Raw genomic sequence first — 21563 nt, 5'->3', positions numbered from 1 at the left:
GTCGATGTCGACCACTGCTTGATGGGAATTATCGCCACACCCCGTCAATGCCCAGGGGCCGAATAAAGCGGCTTTACCCCGTCTATTCGGACCTCACTGCGCGCGCCGCGCGATACCCTGGCGCGCGCCCGCGGTCAGCCCTGCGCCCCCACCATGGCGGTGACGCGGATGGTGCGGCTCTCGGGCACCTCGGAGTTGGAGATGACCTTGAGGCTGGGCACCGCACGGCGCAGGAAGCGCGACAGCAGCGTGCGCAACTGCGAGGGGACCAGCAGCACCGGCGGCAGGCCGATGTCCTCCTGGCGCTGGGCGATCTGCGCGGTCTGGCGCAGCAGGGTGTCGGCCAGCCCGGGTTCGATCGCCCCGCCTTCACTGCCCACGCTCATGGCCTGCAGCAGGATGCGCTCCAGCCCAGGCTCCAGCGCCATGACCTGGACTTCGCCATTGCCCGGAAAGAGGCTCTGGATGATCGCGCGCCCAAGCGCCTCGCGCACGCGGGTGGTGAGCTGCAACGGGTCCTGGGTACGCGGTGCATGCTCGGCCAGCACCTCGATGATGCTGCGCATGTCGCGGATGTTGACGCCTTCCTCGAGCAGGTTCTGCAGCACGCGCTGCAGGGTGCCGATCGCCAGCGTCTTCGGCACGAGATCCTCGATGAGCTTGGGCGAATCCTTGCCCACGTGATCGAGCAGCGCCTGCGTTTCCTGGCGGCCGAGGAGTTCGGCAGCATGGTTGAGGATGACATGGTTGAGGTGGGTGGCCACCACCGTGCTCGCGTCGACCACCGTATAGCCCAGCGCATGCGCCTGGTCACGCGTAGCCGTGTCGATCCACACCGCGGGCAGGCCGAACGCGGGATCGGTCGTCTCGCGCCCGGCCAACGGACCGGACACCCGCCCCGGGTTGATGGCGAGGAACTGGCCTGGATAGGCCTCGCCAGCACCGACCTCGACGCCCTTGAGCGCGATGCGGTAGCCGTTGGGCTTGAGCTCCAGGTTGTCGCGGATATGCACGGGCGAGGACAGGAATCCGACCTCCTGGGCAAACTTCTTGCGCAGGCCGCGGATACGCTTGAGCAGCTCGCCGTCCTGGCCCTTGTCCACCATCGGGATCAGGCGGTAGCCGACCTCGAGGCCGAGCACGTCCACCTGCGAGACGTCGTTCCAGCTCGCCTCCATCGCATCGGCCTGGGGCTGCTGCACGGGCGCCTCGGACTCGGGCCGTGCTGCCGCTACCTCCTCGGCAACGCGCTGCCAGCGCAGCCACGCCAGCGCCCCGAGGCAGGCCGCAATCAGCAGGAAGACCAGGTTGGGCATGCCCGGGATCAGGCCGAGCACGCCGATGATGATGGCGGTCAGGGTCATCACCGTGGGGTTGGAGAACACCTGGGCAATGACCAGCCCACCAATGTCGCCCTCGTCGCCGACGCGCGACACCACCAGGCCAGCGGCTACCGAGATGATCAGCGCCGGAATCTGCGCCACCAGCCCGTCGCCGATGGTGAGCAGGGTGTAGGTGCGCCCCGCCTCGCCCACCGCCATCTCGTGCTGCATGACGCCGACGAAGAGGCCGCCGAGGATGTTGATCACCAGGATGATGATGCCGGCAATGGCGTCACCGCGCACGAACTTGGAGGCACCGTCCATCGCACCATAGAAGTCCGCCTCCTGGGCGATCTCCTTGCGCCTGCGCTTGGCCTCCTTTTCGTCGATGAGGCCGGCGTTGAGATCGGCATCGATCGCCATCTGCTTGCCGGGCATCGCATCCAGGGTGAAGCGCGCCGACACTTCCGCGATACGCCCCGCACCCTTGGTGATCACCACGAAGTTGATGATGGTGAGGATCACGAACACCACCAGGCCAACCGCCGTATTGCCGCCCACCAGGAAGCTGCCGAAGGCCTCGATCACCTTGCCTGCCGCGTCGCCGCCACCGTGGCCTTCGAGCAGCACGATGCGGGTGGACGCTACGTTCAGCGCCAGGCGCAGCAAGGTGGTGACGAGCAGCACCGTGGGGAATACCGAGAAGTCCAGCGGGCGCTTGGAGTACATCGCCACCAGCATCACCATCACCGAGATCGCGATGTTGAAGGTGAAGAACACGTCGAGCAGGAACACCGGCAGCGGCAGCACCATCATCGACAGGATCATGACGATGAGGATTGGCGCGGCAAGCTGGCGCAGGTTGGCCGAAGTCAGCAGCTGGCGCAGATTCAGGATGTCGTTCATGGGCATAAGTCAGGCGTTCATTCCCCAGGCACGCCGGGATCCATGCCGGCCGGAACCGGCAGCGCAGCCGGCACGACCGGCGGCAGGCCACCCTGCTTGATCCAGGCGTCGAGCTGGTACACATAGGCCATCACCTCGGCCACCGCGGTGTACAGCGCGGCCGGGATGGAGGCTTCGAGTTCGCAATGGGCGTACAGCGCACGTGCCAGCGGCGGCGCCTCGAGCATCGGCACGCCATGTTCGGCGGCAATCTCGCGGATCTTCAGCGCCAGCTCGCCACGCCCCTTGGCGACCACCACCGGCGCCCCCATGCGTTCGGCGTCGTAACGCAGCGCAACCGAGAAGTGCGTCGGGTTGGTGACCACTACATCGGCCTTGGGCACCTCGGCCATCATGCGCCTGCGCGCCATCTCGCGCTGCAAGGCACGGATGCGCCCCTTGACCATCGGGTCGCCCTCCTGCTCCTTGTTCTCGCGCTTGACCTCTTCCTTGGTCATGCGCAGCTTCTTCTGGTACTGCCAGAGCTGGAAAGGCACGTCCATGAGCGCCAGCAGGCCCAGGCTGAGCACGATCAGCAACGCCGCGAAGGCCACGATGCTGGAGAAGTCGGCCATGCCGACCTCGAGCGGCTCGACCATGAGGTCGAACAGACGGTCCTTGTTCATCCACAGCACCAGCGACGCGACCCCGCCCACGACCAGCGACTTGAGGATGGCTTTCACCATCTCCGCCAGACCATGCACCGAGAACATGCGGCCCAGGCCCTGGATGGGATTCATGCGCCCGAAGTTCGGGCCCAGCGCCTTGGGCGCGAAGACCAGCCCACCGAGCAGCACCGGTGCCGCAACCGCCGCGATCAGCAGGATGAAGAACAACGGCATCAACGTCAGCAGGGCACCGCTGAGCATGCGGTTGAGCACGTCGAGCATCAGCACATGGTCGAACACCGTCGCACGATCGAAGGCGAAACCGTTGCGCACGACCCCTGCGATGCGCGTCGCCATCCAGTTGCCCAGCAGCAGCAGCGCCGCAGCGCCGGTCACGGTGACGAGAAAGGTCGACAGCTCCCGCGATTGCGGGACCTGGCCTTCCTCGCGCGCCTGTTCCAGACGTCGCGGTGAGGGGGCTTCTGTCTTCTCGAGGTCGCTTTCTTCGGCCACGGCCGGCTCCGTCCGCCCCCCGCTCCGCCCGGATGGACCTGGACGCGAGAAGACGTGTGCGGATTATCGGCGCACGGCGGCAATATCTGCCGCCCGATAAAAGCCCGGAAAGCCAGCCAATTCCTGTCTTGGCCCGCCTCGGCAGGCCGCTGTTCAGCGTGCCGGGGGCAGCGCAGCAAAGCCGCGCAGCACGTCGCCCGCCTGGATGCCTCGTTCGGCGAACCAGCCGATGTTCATCTCCAGCGCGAAGCGCGCCGGGGCTGCTGCACAGTGGCTGGTCTCGGTCTGTGGCTGCATGTCCTCTATGTTGATGATCCTGGCCTCGGCGTCGAGGAAGGCAACCGACAAGGGCAGAAAGGTATTGCGCATCCACATGCAGTGCCGCGCATCCTCAGGGAACACGAACACCATGCCACGATGCAAGGCCATCGCCTCGCGGTTCATCAGGCCGACCTGGCGCATCTCGAAGGTATGCGCAACCTCGGCCTCGATGCGGTACATGCCCGCGCCCAGTTCGGCGACCGGCATGGCAATCTGCGCCAGTGCCGCAGCGCCGGGCACAAGCGCGACAAACGACAGGCAGGCATGGGCAAGCAGGCGGCGAATCATCATCCTCGGGACCCCGTTCGAGACATCGTGCGCCGCATCTTACCTGCGCCCTGCATGGGCTGACGAGCCGCAGCCCGCTCCCCTTTGCCGTACCCGCCCCGCGCCGTCGCGCCCCCGCCCGCCCCGGGTAGCGGCGGCAGGTCGGCGGCAGCCGCCTCGCGCCACTGCCCCGGCGCCAGTCCGTCCAGGGTCCACGGCCCGATCGCCAGCCTCACCAGGCGCAGGGTCGGGCACCCCACCTTCGCGGTCATGCGCCTTACCTGGCGGTTCTTGCCCTCGCGCAGCACGATCTCGAGCCAGCTTGTCGGCACGCTCTTGCGGAAACGCACCGGCGGCTCGCGCGGCCACAGCCAGTCAGGCTCGCCAACGCGCCGCGCATCACATGGCCTAGTATGGAAGTCGCCCAGGTCCACACCCGCGCGCAAGCGCGCCAGGGCGGCATCGTCGGGTTCGCCTTCGACCTGTACGAGGTAGGTCTTGGGCAGCTTGTGGCGAGGATCCGCAATGCGGTGCTGCAGCCCGCCGTCATCGGTCAGCAGCAACAGGCCCTCGCTGTCGGTATCGAGCCGGCCCGCCGCATAGACGCCCGGCACGGCGACATAGTCCTTCAGCGTGCGACGCCCATCCTCGTCAGAGAACTGGCACAGCACGCCGTAGGGTTTGTTGAGCAGGATGAGACGGGACATGGCAGGCGGACCGAGGCGTGCGGGAGGGCGGATTATCGCGCGATCGCCCCGTGCCGCAGCATGAAACGGAGGCGGCTCGGGGCCAATGGGTCGCGGGGCAGGACCTTAGTTTACGTGCGAAAGGAGTTCCCCTTGAAGGTCAATCCTCCTCTACCCGAAGCCCAGCCGGCGGCCCTCGCGCACAAGTGCGGCAAAGGCGTCCGCCTCGAGCGGAGCGCTGAAAAGGTAACCCTGCATTTCATCGCAGTTGTGGCGGCGCAGGAAGTCGAGCTGGGCCCGTGTCTCGACCCCTTCGGCAACCACCGTCTGGCCGAGACTGTGGGCGAGCGAGATCACCATCAGCGCGATTGCGGCATCCTCGGCTGAGGTCGTGAGGTCGGTCACGAAGGTCCGGTCGATCTTGATGCTGTCGATGGGAAAGCGCTTGAGGTAATTGAGGCTCGAGTAGCCGGTGCCGAAGTCGTCCAGCGAAATCTGCACACCGAGCGCCTTGAGAGCCCGTAGCGTGGCGATGGTGGCCGCAGGGCTGCGCATCACACCGCTTTCGGTGACCTCGACATGCAGCTGCTTCGGCGCGACCTTGGACGAGCACAACGCCGCTCCGAGCACACCGACGAGGTTCTCGTGCTGGAACTGGCGGGCCGACACATTCACCGCGACGCTCACATCGCACAGCCCCTGCTCGCGCCAGTCGCGCAGTTGCCGGCACGCGGTCGCAATCACCCACTCACCGACGGGTACGATCAGCCCGGTCTCCTCCGCAAGCGGAATGAAGTCGCCGGGCGGGATCAGCCCGAGGGACGGGTGGCGCCAACGGATCAGCGCCTCGGCGCCGACGACGCAGCCGGTGCGCAGCTCGACCTTGGGCTGGTAGTGCAGTTCCAGTTCGTCGTGCTCAAGTGCGTAACGCAAGCCGTTTTCGAGCTCGAGCCGCTCGAGCGTGCGCGCGTTCATCTCGGGGGCGTAGAACTGGAAGCGATTACCGCCAAGATCCTTGGCGCGGTACATCGCGACGTCGGCATTCTTCACCAGGGTCGGGACGATCGCACCATCACGCGGGTAGAGCGACACGCCAAGGCTACCGTTGACAACCAGGTCATGCCCCGACAGCCTCATCGGCGCCGCCACGGCCACCAACAGCTTGGACGCGATGGTCGCCGCGTCATCCTCGGCGCCGAGTTCCGGCAGCACGATCATGAATTCGTCCCCACCCAGCCGCGCCACCGTGTCGCCCTGGCGCACGCAAGCGGCGAGACGACGAGCGACCTCGCAGATCAGCTCGTCGCCAACAGTATGGCCGAGACTGTCATTGACGAGCTTGAAGCGATCCAGGTCGAGCAGCATCACTGCCACCGCCCAGGCACTACGCTCGGCATTGACAATCGCCTGCTGCAGTCGGTCGTTGAGGAGATTGCGGTTCGCAAGGCCGGTCAGCGCATCGTGATTGGCCTGCTGCTCGAGCTGCTCCTCGTAGCGCATGCGTTCGGTCAGATCATTAAGGATGGCGATGAAGTGCGTCACCCGGCCACCGTGATCGCGCACCGACGCCAGCGCGATCTCGTTCCAGAACAAGCTGCGGTCCTTTCGATAGCAGCGCAGCGTGACGCGGGCATCGCGTCCCCAGCGGACAGCGTCGCGCAGCCGCTCGATGTCGGCCTGGTCCCAGTCGCGACCGATCAGCAGGCGCGCATTGCGACCGATCGCCTCATCGGGCCCATAACCGGTCATCAGCGTGAAAGCGGGATTCACGTAGAGAATCGGATTGTCGGCCGCCTGGTCGGCCGCGCTGATGACGATCGCATTGATGCTCTCTTCGATCGCACGATTGTGCAGCCTCAGCGTCGCCTCGGTGCGTTGCTGGGCAGCGCGCGCGCGCAGGGTGCGGATGCCGTAGGCGATGTCGTCGGCGAGTTCGACGAGAAGCTCGACCTCGTCGGCGTCGAAAGCATCCTTCTCGGCCGCGACGATGCACAGCACGCCAAAGCTGTCGGATTCGTGGGCCAGCGGAAGCACGGCCGCAGCATTGAAGCCACGTTCGAGCGCCACCGCCCGCCAGCGCACGACACGCGGGTCGCTGACGATGTCATGCACCACCTGAGGCTTGCCGGTGCGCACTGCCTCACCCGCCGGGCCGCGGCCGAACTCGTTGTCGGCCCACGAGAGGCGGAACGAGTTCAGCTGCCCGGTGTCGTCCCCCGCACTCGCGACGGTCTCGATCGTGCAATCCCGATCATGCCGCGCCATCCCAATCCAGGCCGAGCCGTAGTTGCCTAGCGCGACGAGAAAACCACACATTTCCTCAAGCAACTGGCGCTCGTCGGTCGCACGCACGAGCGTGCGGTTGCACTCGGCCATCACTCTGCGGGCACGCAGCACCCGCCGCAATTGTCCTTCGGCGCGCTCACGGGTCGCGACCTCGCCCGCAAGGTCTGCGGCCCGCCGCTCGAGCTGGCCGTAGAGGTTCCAGTTTTCGTAGATGTGGCCTGCCTGCGCAGCATGGGCGCCCGAGATCCATTCGTCCTCAGCGGTAAACTCCGACGCACCGAGCTTGTCCAGCAAGCAGACCCAGCCGAACACCGAGGTCGCCGAAGCGATTGGCGCTGCAACGCCGCAATGCACGGCCGGGAAATCGCGCGGCAGCCCCACACCTTCAGGCCGCCCGTCGGCATTGACGAAGCGCACGGGCCTGCGCTCGGCGAGCACGCGCCGAAACGGCCCCTCGTCGAATCTGCGCCCCTGCAGCCCCTGTGCCTGCTCCGGCGACAGGCCGCAACCGAGCACGAAAATCGATCGGCCGTTGCCGCGGTGCTCGAAGCAGAGAATTGCGTAGCGCGCTCCCGTCAGCGAACGCGCGCCCTGGCACACCTTGTTGAGCAGCACTAAAGTATCCCGCTCGGCAGACAACTGCAGGTTCAGCTCGGTGAGCGCCGCGAGGCGCTGGTTGGCACGCTCGAGCTCGGCAGCCTTCTCGGCCAGCTTGTCAGTCAGCACCCGCAGGTGTTCGCGGTCGAACGCCTCGTCGGTGCCTACGGCAGCCGCCCCCTTGGGCTCGTTCGCGAGAGCCTCGTCAATGGCTGCGAGGATCGCCTCGGGGCCGGAGGGTTTGGCAAGGATCCGCGACACGCCAAGAATCGTCGCCAGCTTGCTCGCCTCGCGCTCATGGTAGTTCGCGGTGTAGAACATCACCTGGGTGTCGGCAATCGCCGGCTCCGCGCGCAGCCTACGCACGAATTCGTATCCGTCCATCGTCGGCATCAGGATGTCGCAGATCACCAGTTGCGGGCGCTCGGCCCGCACGATGGCGAGTCCCTCGGCGCCATCGCCAGCCTCGAAGGTCTCATGACCATCGTAGCCGGCAAGGGTGGCGATCAGCTCGCGATTCGCCGGATGATCATCGATGATCAGAAGCTTCGCCATCTCACTGCTCCTTTACGGCCCAGACGATGAACCCGCGTGGCGCCGCCCGGCCTGCAGGAACTTCTCAACCTCGCCGATGAAAGACTCGGGCACGATGGGCTTCGACAAGTAGCCGTCGAAGCCCGCATCCATCACGCGTGTACGATCGGCCGCCATCGAGAACGCGGTGACCGCGATCACGGGGAGCCCGTCCAGGGTCGCGTCCTGACGGATCCGGCTGAGCAGCTCGAAGCCGTCCATCACCGGCATCCTCAGGTCGCTGATGACCAGATCCGGGCGGGGCAGCTGATGCACGAGCGCAAGCGCCTGCTCCCCGTCCTCGGCACGCAGTACGGTGTGGCCGCCCGCCTCCAGCAGGTAGCCGACCAGTTCCAGGTTGGCCTCGTTGTCATCGACGATGACGATGCGGGCAGCCATGGTCATCCTCCCGGCAGCACGAGTGTGAAGCTGCTGCCCCGGCCCGGCGCGCTCTGCACAATGATCCGCCCGCCCAGCGCCTCTGCAAGCTTCTGGCTGAGGTGCAGACCGAGTCCGGTGCCCTCGGCCCCCTCGGCGCCCTTGCCGCGTTTCGCGGCAATGCGCGAGAAGGGCGCGAACAGGCGTGTCTGGTCCTCCTCGCTGATGCCCATGCCGGTGTCGCTCACGGTCACTGCGACCACCTCCGCCGCACCTTCCCGCATCCGCGCCAGGCGCAGGACCACGCAGCCTTCCTCGGTGAACTTGATGGCGTTCTGCACGAGGTTGATCACGATCTGGCTGAACGCACGCCGGTCGGTGCTGAGCGGGCAGGCTCCGGGCGGCGCCTCGACGCTCAGATCCAGGCGCCGCCGCTCGGCCTCGGGGCGCAAGGTCCCGACGATATCGTCGATGAGCGCCCGGCAATCGATGATCTCGGGGCTGAGTTCGATCTTGCCCGCCTCGATCTTCGCAATGTCGAGCAGGTCGTTGATCAGCGCAAGCAGATGCTGGGCGCTCGATTGCACGGTGCGCAACTGCTTGTGCTGCGCCTCGTTGAGTGGGCCCGGAAGCTTCATCAGCAGCGTGCCGGTGAAGCCGATGATCGCATTGAGCGGGGTACGCAGCTCATGGCTCATGTTGGCGAGGAAGTGGTCCTTGGCCGCATTCGCCCGCGCCAGTTCGACGTTCTTCTGCTGCAATGCGCACTCGAAGCGCTTGCGCTCGGTGATGTCGCGGATGGCACTGGAGACCAGCATCCCATCCTCGGTCTCGAGCGGGCTCAGACTGATCTCGACCGGAAACTCGTCGCCGTTCTTGCGCCTACCATACAGCTCAAGTCCCACGCCCATCGGCCGCACGCGCGGATCGGCGAAGAAGGCCTTGCGGTGCCCCGGGTGTTGCGAACGGTAGCGCTCGGGCAGCAGCATCTCGATCGACTCGTCGGCAAGCTCCGTGCGCGTGTAGCCGAACAGCCTCTCGGCCTGGGTGTTGACCAGCACGATGCGGCCCGCGCGGTCGACGATGACCATCGCATCAGGAGCCGACTCGAGCAAGCCCCGGAACTTCTGCTCCGCCTTCTTTCGCCCGCTGACATCGCGGATCGCGCTCATGACGAAGGCGCCCTCATCCGTCGCGAGCGGACTCAAGCTGATCTCGACCGGAAACTCCGTACCATCCTGGCGCAGACCGAACAACTCCAGGCCACTCCCCATCGTACGCGTGCGCAGCTGGCCGAAATAAGTGACGCGATGCCTCACATGCGCGCCACGGAAGCGCTCGGGCAACAGCGACTCGACCATCCTCCCGTGTAGCGTGCCCGAGGCATAACCGAACATGGACTCGGCCTGACTGTTCGAGAACACGATGTACCCGGCCGCATTGATCATCACGATCCCGTCCGGCATGGATTCGAGCAGGTTCCGATAGCGCGCATTCATCAGCTTCGCATCGCGGGCGGCCTTGAGCTCGGTGACGTCCTTGATGGTGACGACGACGTGCTCGGCTTGCCCCGAGGCATCCGGCACCGTCCTGCACAAGATGGAGACGTAAAGGAGCGAACCATCCTTGCGCCGGCGCAATGACTCGATCGCGGCGTAGCCATTCTCGAGCACCTCGCGCATCATCCCGCGCTCATCGTCGAGACCGTCGGCGGGCACCAGGATCTCGCTCAGCGCGCGCCCCACCACCTCATCCGCGCGGTGGCCAAAGATCTCTTCGGCACGACTGCCCCAGTACAGCACCGTCCCCCTCGGATCAACCACCAGGACGGCATCGGGACCCTCTTCGAGAAAAAGTCCGCACGCATCGGTTGCCATGCCTACCCCCTCCGCAAGCTGCCGCACCCGCTTGCCCACAAGCTGCCAGGTTGTGGAATCTGCAGCTGCACAGGAGGCAAAGGGCCGGACGCTCAAGCCGACGATCAATTCGGTCTGCGCGGCATCGACAGCCATGCTCATGACAAAGATATAGCAGCGTCCCACCCGAAGATCAAACTGCGCGACCGGATTGATCGTCCGCTACCGATCGCCGCGAGACACCACCCGCGAAGCGGCGACACCCCCTTCGCGGGGCTCGGTCGACCAAGGGGGAGGCTCGATGTGGGCGGCTTTCGCCCGCACGATGGAGGGCGATTGATGATTGAGGTGCGCACGACAGAAGGGCGCGCAGGAGCCGGAACCATGCAAACGGGGGTGGCGGAGGCGGTGAGATTCGAACTCACGAGGGGCGTAAACCCCTGACGGTTTTCAAGACCGTTGCATTCAACCGCTCTGCCACGCCTCCGCAAGGCCGCGGATTATAGCGCAAGGGCCGACGGTGCGCATTTGCCGCAAGCGTCACCCATTTCCCGCAGCCATGCTAGCGACCCCCCCAGCGTTTGCCCCCACTGTTGGAGCGGCGCCAGCCGTGAGATCTTCCTGGCATGCCCACTCACCTCCATAGACCTCAGTAGAAGATCCGCCTTGTCGATGCGTTACCAGCCAACACTGATGCTCATATACTCGTCAGCAATGCCACTCGCGTTTCCCAACATCACGAGGCCGCCATGAATGTTCTTACATCCTCGGATCTCAAGACCATCCTGCATTCGAAGCGAGCAAACCTCTACTACCTCGAACACTGCCGGGTCCTTGTGAACGGTGGCCGCGTCGAGTACGTCACCGACGAAGGCAAGCAGTCGCTGTACTGGAACATCCCCATCGCCAACACCACCACTTTGCTGCTCGGCACCGGCACCTCGATCACTCAAGCGGCGATGCGCGAGCTGGCCAAGGCCGGGGTGCTGGTGGGTTTCTGTGGCGGAGGCGGCACGCCGCTGTTCACCGCCAACGAGGTCGACTTCGAAGTCGCGTGGTTCTCGCCGCAGAGCGAATACCGCCCGACCGAATACCTGCAATCCTGGGTGCGCTTCTGGTTCGACGACTCGCTGCGGCTGAGTGCCGCCAAAGCCATCCAGCAGGCCCGGCTCACGCGCATCGCGGCGCACTGGACAAACAACCGACAACTTTCAGAGGCGGATTTCGTCGTCCCCCGTGAGCGGCTGAACTCTGCACTGGAAGCCTCACGGCGCGCCATCGTCGCGGCGCCGGACAACACCGCCCTGCTCACCGAGGAAGCCCGCCTCACCAAGACCTTGTTCAAGCTCGCCTGCGACGCCACCGACTACGGTGAATTCACCCGCGCCAAGGGCGGCAGCGGCGGTGACCCGGCCAACCGCTTTCTCGACCATGGCAACTACCTCGCCTACGGGCTGGGCGCCACTGCCACCTGGGTTCTCGGCCTGCCGCACGGCCTGGCGGTGCTGCACGGCAAGACGCGCCGCGGCGGGCTGGTGTTCGACGCCGCCGACCTGGTCAAGGACGCCGTGATCCTGCCACAGGCCTTCGTCTCGGCAATGCGCGGTGACAGCGAACAGGAATTCCGCGACAACTGCATTGAGACCCTGGTCCAGGCCGAGTCGCTGGACTTCATGATCGACACCCTGAAGGCGATCGCCACCGAAACCGGGAAGCACGCCGCATGAACGTGCTACTCATCTCCCAATGCAGCAAGAACGCGCTCACCGAAACCCGGCGCATCCTCGACCAGTTCGCCGAACGCCGTGGTGATCGCACCTGGCAGACGCCCATCACCCAGGCCGGGCTGGAAACCCTCTATCGTCTGCTGCGCAAGACCGCGCGCAAGAACACCGCCGTGGCCTGCCACTGGATACGCGGCAAGGATCACAGCGAGCTGCTGTGGATCGTGGGCGATGCGCGGCAGTTCAATGAGCGGGGGGCGACGCCGACCAACATGACGCGGCGCAACGTACTGCGCACCGAGTCGGAGAACGACTGGCACAGTCTCACCGTCATCCACTTGTCGGCCTCGCTCGCGGCGCTGCTGCACGACCTCGGCAAGGCCTGCCAAGCGTTTCAGCAGAGGCTTGCCGCAAAAGGACCCATCGCACGCAACCTGTATCGCCACGAATGGGTATCCCTGCGTCTGTTCCAGGCTTTTGTCGGCAACAGCACCGACGCCGAATGGCTGGAGCGGCTCATTGCTCCGTCTGCGGAGGATGACCAGAGCTGGACCGAAAGGCTATTGCGTGACGGTGACGACCCCAAGGCCCGTGACAATAAGCCGTTCTCCGTCCTACCACCGCTAGCGCGGACGGTCGCGTGGCTGGTGCTAACCCATCACCGTCTGCCGCTCATGCCGACTAAGGATGCCAATGGGCAATGGAAGTGGCTGGGGGCACGTGTAACCGACCTGAGCGCCGCTCAACTGGACAACCTGCTGGAGAAGGTGGAAGCGAACTGGAACGAGCTTTCTAATGGAGCGAACAAGGACGAGATCAAGCCGTACTGGACGTTCCCCCACGGCCTTCCAGTCACAACCGATGCCTGGCGAAAGCGCAGCGCACGCGTGGCATGCCGGCTGCTGGCAATCGTGCAAAGCGCCGATGCGCGCGACTGGCTGCACGATCCCTACGTGATGCACCTCGGCCGTCTCGGCCTGATGCTGGCAGACCACCACTACTCCAGCCTCACCGACCCGACCGCGCGCAGCGACCTCAATCCGGCCTATCCACTGTTCGCCAATACCGACCGCAAGACCGGCACCTTCAATCAGACCCTGGACGAACACCTGCTCGGCGTCGCGCGGCACGCCGGCATGGTCGCCCATGCGCTCCCCAGTTTCGAGCATCACCTGCCACGGCTCGTCCGCCACAAGGGCTTGCGCAAACGCAGCGCCGACGCCCGCTTCCGCTGGCAGGACCGTGCGACTGACCTCGCCGGGGCAATGCGCGAGACCGCCGCCCGCCATGGCGCATTCATCGTCAACATGGCCTCCACCGGCTGCGGCAAGACGCTGGCCAACGCCCGCATCATGAACGCGCTGGCCGACCCGTCGCGCGGGCTGCGCTGCGCCTTCGCGCTCGGCCTGCGCACCCTCACGCTGCAGACCGGCCGCGCCTTCCGCGACGAACTGCAGCTATCGGACAACGCGCTGGCGATCCGCGTCGGCGGTACCGCCAACCGCGAACTGTTCGAGCACTACGAACAACTCGCCGAGCAGAGCGGGTCAGCTTCCACCCAGGCCTTGCTACCGGAAGACGCGGGCGTGGTGTTCGAGGGCAACACTGCTCACCCCTTGCTGCAGCGCCTGTCCCACGACCCGCGCATCCATGCGCTGATCGCCGCGCCGTTGCTCGTCTGCACCATCGACCACCTCACCCCGGCCACCGAAAGCCAGCGCGGCGGCGGCCAGATCGCGCCGATGCTGCGCCTGATGAGCGGCGACCTGGTGCTGGATGAACCCGACGACTTCGACATCGACGACCTGCCCGCTCTTAGCCGCCTGGTGCATTGGGCCGGCCTGCTCGGCAGCCGCGTACTGCTGTCCTCCGCCACCCTGCCGCCGGCACTGGTGCAAGGGCTGTTCGAAGCCTATCTCGACGGGCGGCGCTGGTTCCAGCGCAATCGCGGCGAACGGCCCGGCACCGCACCCGAGGTCTGCTGCATGTGGGTGGATGAGTTCGACCAGACCCGGCATGACTGTGGCGAGGGCGACGCGTTTGCCAGCCAACAGCTGTCGTTCGCGCAGCGCCGCCATGCGCGCCTCGCCAAAGAGGCCGCACGACGACGTGCCGAACTCCTGCCCCTTCCGCTCTCAGGCAAGGCGCACGATGTACTGCGCCCCACCATGGCGGCGAGCATGCGCGAAGCGGCCATAAGCCTGCACGCCGCGCACCACGCCATCGACCCCCAGTCCGGCAAGCGCGTCAGCTTCGGCCTGATCCGCATGGCCAACATCGACCCGCTTGTCGATGTCGCACTGTCCCTCTACGTCCTCGGCGCGCCGGACAACACCCGAATACACCTCTGCACCTACCACTCGCAATATCCACTACTGATCCGCTCGGCCATCGAGCACCGGCTGGACGCCGCACTCAACCGCCGCACACCCGACGCGGTCTTCGCGCTACCGGAAATCCGCAGCCGACTCGATACCAACCCGGAGACCGACCACCTCTTCATCGTGCTCGGCAGCCCGGTCACTGAAGTCGGGCGCGACCACGATTACGACTGGGCAGTGGTCGAACCGTCCTCAATGCGCTCGCTGATCCAGCTTGCCGGCCGCATCCGCCGCCACCGGCCAGGTGCAGTAGACACGCCCAACATGATGGTGCTGGACAGCAACCTGCGCCATTTCGAACACCCCGGCGAACCCGCCTATTGCAAGCCCGGTTTCGAGACGCCCGACCCTCGCTTCAAGCTGCAATCCCATTCGCTCGCAGACCTGCTCGAAGCCGAACAACGTGAGGTCATCGACGCCCGCCCGCGCATCCTACCCAAGCCGGACGAAACACTGCAGCCAACGGCGAGACTGGTGGATCTCGAACACGCCCGCATCCAGTTCCAGATGCGCCCGCAATCAAGCAACGAGGTGATCAGTGAACATCGATTGAAGAAAGGGGTAAAACCGAAATCGGCGATCAATGCCACGACTCACTGGCTGCGGCCTGGTGTCTCACTGACCGCGGTTCTGCCCCAGCAACAGCCGTTTCGCTACGACCCAAAGCCCAAGATTGACGTCGTTCTGCTGCCCGACGAGGAAGACGAAAACTACGTCCTCCACCGCGTCGCGCCCGCAGAGGAGCGCTATCGCAAGCTGTACGTGAAGATCGAGGACGGCCGGAACCACCGCATCGACGATGTACAGGTAACTGGCACACGCATCACGCCGTGGGGCGTTACCGACTACATGACGGAACTGGCCGCACTGGCCGAGGAACGGGACATGACGCTGGAAGCATGCGCCGAGCGCTACGGCACGGTGACGCTACCCGAAAACCCGCAGGGTTGGCGGTTTCATCCGGCACTGGGGTTTACGAGGAATCGGTAATGAGCGCGACAACCCGTGGCCTTTGCCTATTCGGCATCGAACTCACCCGCAGCCTGCAAGAGTCCCGGCAGCTTCACGGCAAGTTCCGGCACGGCGTCACACACCGTATCCCACACCACCTCGATATCAAGCTCGAAGTAGCCGTGAGCAATCCGGTTGCGCATGCCCCGCATCGCCGCCCACGGAATCTCCGGGTGGGCTGCAATGAAGCCCGGAGCACCCTCGGCGATTCTAGACGCCACTTCGCCGATCAACAGCAGATTCAGGACGACCGCCTGCTGAGTCCGCTTGTCGCGCTCGAAGGCCGCAAAGTCGAGTCCATCGACGTAGCGGCATGCATCCCCCGCAGCCTCGTGCATCTGCTCAACCCAAAGCGTCAGACGCTCCGCGCTCTTCATAGCGGACGGGCTTCACCGATGACTTGTGCACGAATCCGGGCAGGCAGGTCGCGGGGCGTTACCACATCAACGCGCACGCCCAGCATGTCTTCAAGCTCCACCTGCAAACCGCCCAGGTCAAACAAGGTCGTTCCGGGTTGCGGATCGACCAGCAGGTCGAGATCACTACCGTCTGTGTCGGTCCCATGTAGCACCGAGCCAAACACACGCGGATTGCGCACACGAAAACGTGCGACTGCTTCGCGGATCGACTGCTCGCGATACTGAAGTGCGTCTGAAGGCTTCATGAGTCACCTATGAATTGGACCAGCAATCGCATTTGACCAAGGGGAGGACTGGAATGCAATCACGTTCAAGTATCCGAAACGACGATACGGGGGGTTCTTCATGAGTACATCCCCCGAACGCCGGACCGCTTTCCGCAACGCCATCGAGCACTTCCTGAAGGAGCGCCTCGACGCCAAGCTGGACAAGCTTCCGCCCGACGACCCGAAACGTGATGAGCTGATTGCTCAGCACGCTCGTGAGACCTGGCTGGCCGACGCCGCACGGCGTGTGGCGCAGATCCAGATCGTCACCCACACCCTCAAGCCCATTCACCCCGACGCCCGCGGCACCAACCTCTTCCGCGCGCCCCACGAGTTGCCCGCGCACCGGGAAGTCGGCAGCCACATCCTGGGTCAGAACTTCAGCAGTGATGTGGTCGGCAACGCCGCCGCGCTGGACGTTTTCAAGCTGCTGAAACTGCCGCTGGACGGGCGCCCTCTGCTCGCCTGGATGCAGGACGGCGACCCCGACCTGCTCGCCGCGCTCAGTAACGATGCCGACCAGGCAAGCGACTGGTTGACTGCGTTCACCGGCATCACCGCCCCGCGCAGCGCCACGCCGAGTTCGCACGCCCTGGCCAAGCAGCTCTACTGGCTGGCGGGTGAAGACCCCGCCGACAACGCTCAGTATCACCTGCTCGCTCCGCTGTATTCGAGCGCGCTGGCCCACGCCGTCTTCCAGACCATCAACGAGGACCGCTTCGGCGAGGCCGGCAAGCTCGCGCGACAGGCACGCTACGCACAACGTGACCACGAAACGGGCTACCGCGAATATCCCGACCTTGCCGTGCAGAAGTTCGGCGGCACCAAGCCGCAGAACATCAGCCAGTTGAACAGCGAGCGTGGGGGCAACAACTACCTGCTGGCTTCGCGTCCCCCAAAGTGGAAGACGCGTGCGTTGAAAGCACCGCTGTTCACCGAATCGGTTTTCCCCCGATTCGGCGGGATTCGGGAGGTGCGGGCCAGGGTGCGCATCCTGCGCGATTTCCTCGAGAGCGACCCACCCTCCACCATGGAAACCCGCAACCGCCGGGACGCCCTGCTCGATCGGCTGATTGACGAACTGGTCGACTTCGCCCATCCCCTGCAAGCCACCCTGCCCCCTGGCTGGACGCGCGATGCGGATTGCCGGCTGGTCGAGCCCGAACGGCTGTGGTTGGACCCCGGGCGCGCAGTGGAGGAAGAGGCTTCCGGCACCAAGTTCCACTCAGATTGGCACCTCATGGACTGGCCCACCGAAGTCGGTCGCCGCTTTGGCAACTGGCTGAACCACGAACTTGGGCAGGCCTTGCCACTGGGCGATATCGAGGACCGCCACTGGCGCGATGAGTTGCTGCTCCACACGGCATGGGCTGGCAAGTTGCACGCGCTGCGGATCCAGGGCGATGCGCCGACCTACATTCCGGTTAGGGAGGCCGTGCAATGACTACCTTGCCCAATAGCGACGGCCTGCTGATCCTGCCGCGCCTGCGCGTGCAGAACGCCAACGCCATCTCCAGCCCGCTGACCCACGGTTTCCCCTCGATGACGGCCTTCCTCGGCCTGATGTGGGCGCTTGCCCGCAAACTGGAAGCGCACGACTTGCCGCTTGCCTTCGACAGTGTCGGCGTGATCTGCCATGACTTCGATGAACAGGTCACCGAGGGCGGCTACGTGAAGGCTTTTCGCCTGACGCGCAACCCGGTGGACAAGGATGGCGGCAGCGCAGCCATCGTCGAGGAAGGCCGCATGCACATGGAGATCACGCTGATCTTCGGCATCAGCGGCGGCTTTGTCGAACTCGACGAACACGCGCACGACGCCATCGCCCAAACCGTCGCCCGCGAGCTCGCCGGCATGCGCATCGCGGGCGGCAGCGTGCTGCCCAGCCACGACTGGCGCAGTCGGCCGGCACTCCTGCGCTTCGGCGACGATGCCGAGGACGTTCGCCGCCGCTTCCGTCATCTGCGCCGGCGCTGGCTACCGGGCTTCGCGCTGGTGTGCCGAGACGATCTGTTGCACGCGCGGCTCGATCAACTGCGCGAAGCCGCACCGGAGACCACGGCGCTGGATGCCCTGCTCGACCTTTCACGCTTCAACTGGCACCCGGTTCGACCCGAGTCCGCATCGGACGACTCATCCGCGTCAACGGCGAAGGTCGAATGGAAACCCGAGTCACGCCCAGGCTGGATCGTGCCAATCCCGGTCGGCTTCGGCGCATTGTCCGAGCTGTTGCCCGCGGGTGAAGTACAAAGCGCGCGCGACCGCGACACCCCGTTCCGCTTCGTCGAAAGCCTTTACTCCATCGGCCAGTGGATCAGCCCGCACCGGCTGGACAACGCCGAGCAACTCCTTTGGTACGCCAGCACCGACCCGGCCGCCGGCCTGTACCGCTGCCGCAACGACTTCGCATGCTTGCAATCCGCCTGAACTCATCGAACCCATATCAATAGGAATCCAGACCATGACACTCAAGACCGCTTCCGTACTCGCCTTCGAACGCAAACTCGACCCGTCCGACGCCCTGTTCTACGCCGGCAACTGGGATCAACGTGACACCGCCAACGACTGGCACGCCGTGTCGATCCGCGAGAAGTCCGTGCGCGGCACCATCTCCAACCGGCTGAAGACCAAGGATCAGGATCCCGCGAAGCTCGACGCCGCAATCGAAAACCCCAACCTGCAAACCGTCGATGTCGCCGCACTACCCAGTAGCGCCGACACCTTGAAGGTGGTGTTCACGCTGCGCGTACTGGGCGGAACCGGCAAGCCGTCCGCGTGCAATGACGCGGACTACCTGAACAAGCTGCTAGACACCGTGCGCGGCTACGCAGACACGCAGGGCTTCGGCGAACTCGGCCGGCGCTATGCCTTCAACCTCGCCAATGGCCGTTTCCTGTGGCGCAACCGCATCGGCGCGGAGCAGGTGGAAGTGCGGATCGCCCATCTGGTGAGCGGAGCCGCGCAGGAAACCTGGACCTTCGACGCCCTGGCGCTCCCACTGCGCAGCTTCGACGCCCCCTCAGAAGCCGCTAGCGCACTCGATGGCCTCGCCAGCCTGATCACCAATGGCTTGGCTGCGCAGCAACACGTGCTGCTGCAAGTCACTGCCTTCGTCCGCATCGGCGCCGGACAGGAAGTCTTCCCGTCGCAAGAGCTCATCCTCGACCGTGGCCGAGGCGACAAAAGCAAGACGCTCTACCACGTCAACAACATCGCCGGCATCCATTCGCAGAAGATCGGCAACGCCCTGCGCACCATCGACACCTGGTACGAAGGCGCCGACGAAATGGGGCCAATCGCCGTCGAACCCTACGGCTCCGTCACCACCCAGGGCAAGGCCTACCGTCAGCCGAAGCAGAAGCTCGACTTCTACAACCTCCTCGACAACTGGATCATCAAGGACCAGACCCCGCCGGTAGAGCAGCAACACTTCGTCATCGCCACCCTGGTACGTGGCGGGGTCTTCGGCGAGGCGGGCTGAGCATGGACCACTACATCGACATCACTGTGCTACCGGACCCGGAGTTGCCGGCAACGACGCTGATGAACGCCCTGTTCGCCAAACTGCACCGCGGGCTGGTCGGTCACGGCGGACAAGACATCGGCGTCAGTTTCCCCGAAGTCGTCCAGGGCAAGCGAACGCTCGGACAGCGGCTGCGCCTCCATGGCAACAGTTCAAGTCTCGATCGGCTCATGGCGATCGGGTGGATGCAAGGCATGCGCGACCACGTCACGATCACCTCAGTCCAGCCTGTGCCGGCCTGAGTGCAGCATCGCGTCGTGCGCCGCGTTCAAGCCAAGAGCAGCCCGGAGCGACTGCGCCGTCGCCTGATGGCCCGCAAGTCGATCGACGCTGAAACGGCTCGAACGGCGATACCTGACAGCGCGGCGGAGATGCTGGAGTTGCCCTACGTCGAGATCGCCAGCCGCAGCACGGAGCAACGATTCAGGCTGTTCATTGAACACCTGGAGCCCGTACCGACGCCACGCGAGGGCACCTACGGCAGTTACGGCCTCAGTTCGAGCGCAACCATTCCGTGGTTCTAGACCCTTTTTCTGGCACGGGAAACGGATGCTCTGGAATCAAGGCGTTACGACCCCTGCCAGGAATTGCGTGCGACACACTCGTTTCATGATTTCACTTTAACAATTAGACTCTTGTTGCTCCAGACGTCTAGATCACTGCCGCGTAGGCAGCTCAGAAAACTTCGTGAAGCGGGGAAGGCTCGATGGCATAGATCACTGCCGCGTAGGCAGCTCAGAAAACTTCACGGGTCGAGCGACTGCGCCGCTCTTCGATCACTGCCGCGTAGGCAGCTCAGAAATATCCGACACGCCAGACGCGCTCGCCGGTCGGCGATCACTGCCGCGTAGGCAGCTCAGAAAGTACAGTTACCGCGACACGACCGCGGCAACGCGATCACTGCCGCGTAGGCAGCTCAGAAATGTCCGTCAAACCACAACCGCCCGGTGAGAGTGATCACTGCCGCGTAGGCAGCTCAGAAAAATCGATGCCGAGGTCCCCGTCGGCCGACACCGATCACTGCCGCGTAGGCAGCTCAGAAATTCGTCTTGCCCTTGCGGACACTGGGCTTGTCGATCACTGCCGCGTAGGCAGCTCAGAAATGGCGGGCGAGCGCCTCGAGGCTGCGCTTCGGGATCACTGCCGCGTAGGCAGCTCAGAAAACTGGAGCATCGCAGCATGAACAAAGCACAACGATCACTGCCGCGTAGGCAGCTCAGAAAACAGTGAAGCTGCGGCCGTCTGCCAGCTGCAGGATCACTGCCGCGTAGGCAGCTCAGAAACTGGAACGAACCCGGCTGGACTGCGATGGGGAGATCACTGCCGCGTAGGCAGCTCAGAAATGCCCACCCTGCGCGCCCGTGTGCGGGATCTCGATCACTGCCGCGTAGGCAGCTCAGAAATGTATGGCGGCGCCAAATCGGTCATCACCGCCGATCACTGCCGCGTAGGCAGCTCAGAAATCGATCCTGCCGTCGGCTCAAACGGGCGCGAGGATCACTGCCGCGTAGGCAGCTCAGAAAAACACGTGCCTGTAGACGCTGGGCCGCACGGAGATCACTGCCGCGTAGGCAGCTCAGAAATACTACGTAAGGCCCGCCCGGCGGGACTACACGATCACTGCCGCGTAGGCAGCTCAGAAAGTAGCGCGAGACTGCTACAACGCGCCCGTTGGGATCACTGCCGCGTAGGCAGCTCAGAAATGGCCGACAGTGGGCATGGTCGAGGGGGCCGCGATCACTGCCGCGTAGGCAGCTCAGAAAAAACGCGGCGCCGCTCGGTCCAACAACAATATGATCACTGCCGCGTAGGCAGCTCAGAAATGCGCGGATATGTCGGCGAGCATTGCCCACATGATCACTGCCGCGTAGGCAGCTCAGAAAAGAT

14 protein-coding genes, 1 tRNA gene, 1 pseudogene and 1 CRISPR repeat array (1 of these 17 cut by a window edge) are annotated in these 21563 nt (G+C 64.9%); of the genes and pseudogenes, 6 read left to right on the top strand and 10 right to left on the bottom strand.

From position 1 onward, the window contains the following. Nucleotides 1-134: 134 nt before the first annotated feature. The 8 genes from flhA to P7F68_RS04125 all read right to left on the bottom strand — a co-directional run bounded on the left by flhA (nucleotide 135) and on the right by P7F68_RS04125 (nucleotide 10839). Nucleotides 135-2228 carry a flagellar biosynthesis protein FlhA gene (gene flhA, locus P7F68_RS04160; RefSeq protein WP_277830930.1) on the bottom strand — a complete coding sequence of 698 codons (2094 nt, stop codon included), beginning with the start codon at nucleotides 2226-2228 and terminating at the stop codon, nucleotides 135-137. Nucleotides 2229-2245: 17 nt separating this feature from the next. Further along, nucleotides 2246-3388 (bottom strand): flagellar biosynthesis protein FlhB, encoded by a 1143-nt coding sequence (gene flhB / locus P7F68_RS04155; RefSeq protein WP_002944027.1) that lies wholly within the window; start codon nucleotides 3386-3388, stop codon nucleotides 2246-2248. Nucleotides 3389-3541: 153 nt separating this feature from the next. Beyond that, the gene (locus tag P7F68_RS04150; RefSeq protein ID WP_002923995.1) at nucleotides 3542-4000 is read right to left on the bottom strand and encodes a DUF192 domain-containing protein; all 459 of its coding nucleotides are present in this window, start codon (nucleotides 3998-4000) and stop codon (nucleotides 3542-3544) included. Further along, complete coding sequence (locus P7F68_RS04145) at nucleotides 3997-4683, bottom strand: pseudouridine synthase (RefSeq protein ID WP_277830926.1); 687 nt, start codon at nucleotides 4681-4683, stop codon at nucleotides 3997-3999. The genes P7F68_RS04150 and P7F68_RS04145 overlap by 4 nt, the downstream gene beginning before the upstream one ends. 150 nt (nucleotides 4684-4833) lie before the next feature. Continuing rightward, nucleotides 4834-8100, bottom strand: coding sequence for an EAL domain-containing protein (locus P7F68_RS04140; protein ID WP_277830923.1), 3267 nt, complete (start codon nucleotides 8098-8100; stop codon nucleotides 4834-4836). A 12-nt stretch (nucleotides 8101-8112) separates the two neighbouring features. Then, nucleotides 8113-8517 carry a response regulator gene (locus P7F68_RS04135; protein ID WP_270069612.1) on the bottom strand — a complete coding sequence of 135 codons (405 nt, stop codon included), beginning with the start codon at nucleotides 8515-8517 and terminating at the stop codon, nucleotides 8113-8115. A 2-nt stretch (nucleotides 8518-8519) separates the two neighbouring features. Continuing rightward, nucleotides 8520-10373: a PAS domain S-box protein gene (locus tag P7F68_RS04130; RefSeq protein ID WP_277830921.1), complete on the bottom strand. Its 1854-nt coding sequence runs from the start codon at nucleotides 10371-10373 to the stop codon at nucleotides 8520-8522. A gap of 376 nt (nucleotides 10374-10749) precedes the next feature. Then, nucleotides 10750-10839, bottom strand: a tRNA-Ser gene (locus P7F68_RS04125). Between the two features lie 262 nt (nucleotides 10840-11101). Here P7F68_RS04125 and cas1f point away from each other — a divergent pair. Beyond that, a complete protein-coding gene (gene cas1f / locus P7F68_RS04120; RefSeq protein ID WP_277830920.1) occupies nucleotides 11102-12079 on the top strand; it encodes a type I-F CRISPR-associated endonuclease Cas1f in 978 nt (325 codons plus the stop codon). Next, complete coding sequence (gene cas3f, locus P7F68_RS04115) at nucleotides 12076-15447, top strand: type I-F CRISPR-associated helicase Cas3f (protein WP_277830918.1); 3372 nt, start codon at nucleotides 12076-12078, stop codon at nucleotides 15445-15447. Before cas1f ends, cas3f begins: the two co-directional genes overlap by 4 nt. Before the next feature lie 26 nt (nucleotides 15448-15473). On the opposite strand, the gene P7F68_RS04110 is transcribed toward cas3f, so the two are convergent. Further along, entirely contained in the window at nucleotides 15474-15845 is a 372-nt protein-coding gene (locus tag P7F68_RS04110) for a HepT-like ribonuclease domain-containing protein (RefSeq protein WP_277830917.1), read from the bottom strand. After that, nucleotides 15842-16132: a nucleotidyltransferase family protein gene (locus tag P7F68_RS04105; protein WP_277830916.1), complete on the bottom strand. Its 291-nt coding sequence runs from the start codon at nucleotides 16130-16132 to the stop codon at nucleotides 15842-15844. Before P7F68_RS04105 ends, P7F68_RS04110 begins: the two co-directional genes overlap by 4 nt. 100 nt (nucleotides 16133-16232) lie before the next feature. Between P7F68_RS04105 and csy1 the strand changes: the two genes are divergently transcribed. The 4 genes and pseudogenes from csy1 to cas6f all read left to right on the top strand — a co-directional run bounded on the left by csy1 (nucleotide 16233) and on the right by cas6f (nucleotide 20200). Next, complete coding sequence (gene csy1, locus P7F68_RS04100) at nucleotides 16233-17597, top strand: type I-F CRISPR-associated protein Csy1 (protein ID WP_277830914.1); 1365 nt, start codon at nucleotides 16233-16235, stop codon at nucleotides 17595-17597. Then, the gene (csy2, locus tag P7F68_RS04095; protein WP_277830912.1) at nucleotides 17594-18580 is read left to right on the top strand and encodes a type I-F CRISPR-associated protein Csy2; all 987 of its coding nucleotides are present in this window, start codon (nucleotides 17594-17596) and stop codon (nucleotides 18578-18580) included. Before csy1 ends, csy2 begins: the two co-directional genes overlap by 4 nt. A gap of 34 nt (nucleotides 18581-18614) precedes the next feature. Continuing rightward, the gene (gene csy3 / locus P7F68_RS04090; protein WP_277830910.1) at nucleotides 18615-19634 is read left to right on the top strand and encodes a type I-F CRISPR-associated protein Csy3; all 1020 of its coding nucleotides are present in this window, start codon (nucleotides 18615-18617) and stop codon (nucleotides 19632-19634) included. A gap of 2 nt (nucleotides 19635-19636) precedes the next feature. After that, nucleotides 19637-20200 (top strand): annotated as a pseudogene (gene cas6f, locus P7F68_RS04085) (type I-F CRISPR-associated endoribonuclease Cas6/Csy4). A 130-nt stretch (nucleotides 20201-20330) separates the two neighbouring features. Continuing rightward, a CRISPR array of direct repeats spans nucleotides 20331-21563; the repeat unit is 28 nt; unit sequence GATCACTGCCGCGTAGGCAGCTCAGAAA (it continues 3958 nt past the right edge of the window).

Origin of the sequence: Thauera mechernichensis (assembly GCF_029588855.1) — a bacterium.
Taxonomy (GTDB): domain Bacteria; phylum Pseudomonadota; class Gammaproteobacteria; order Burkholderiales; family Rhodocyclaceae; genus Thauera; species Thauera mechernichensis.
The sequence above is the reverse complement of the archived record's forward strand: the minus strand, read 5'-3'. Positions and strand labels throughout refer to the sequence as shown.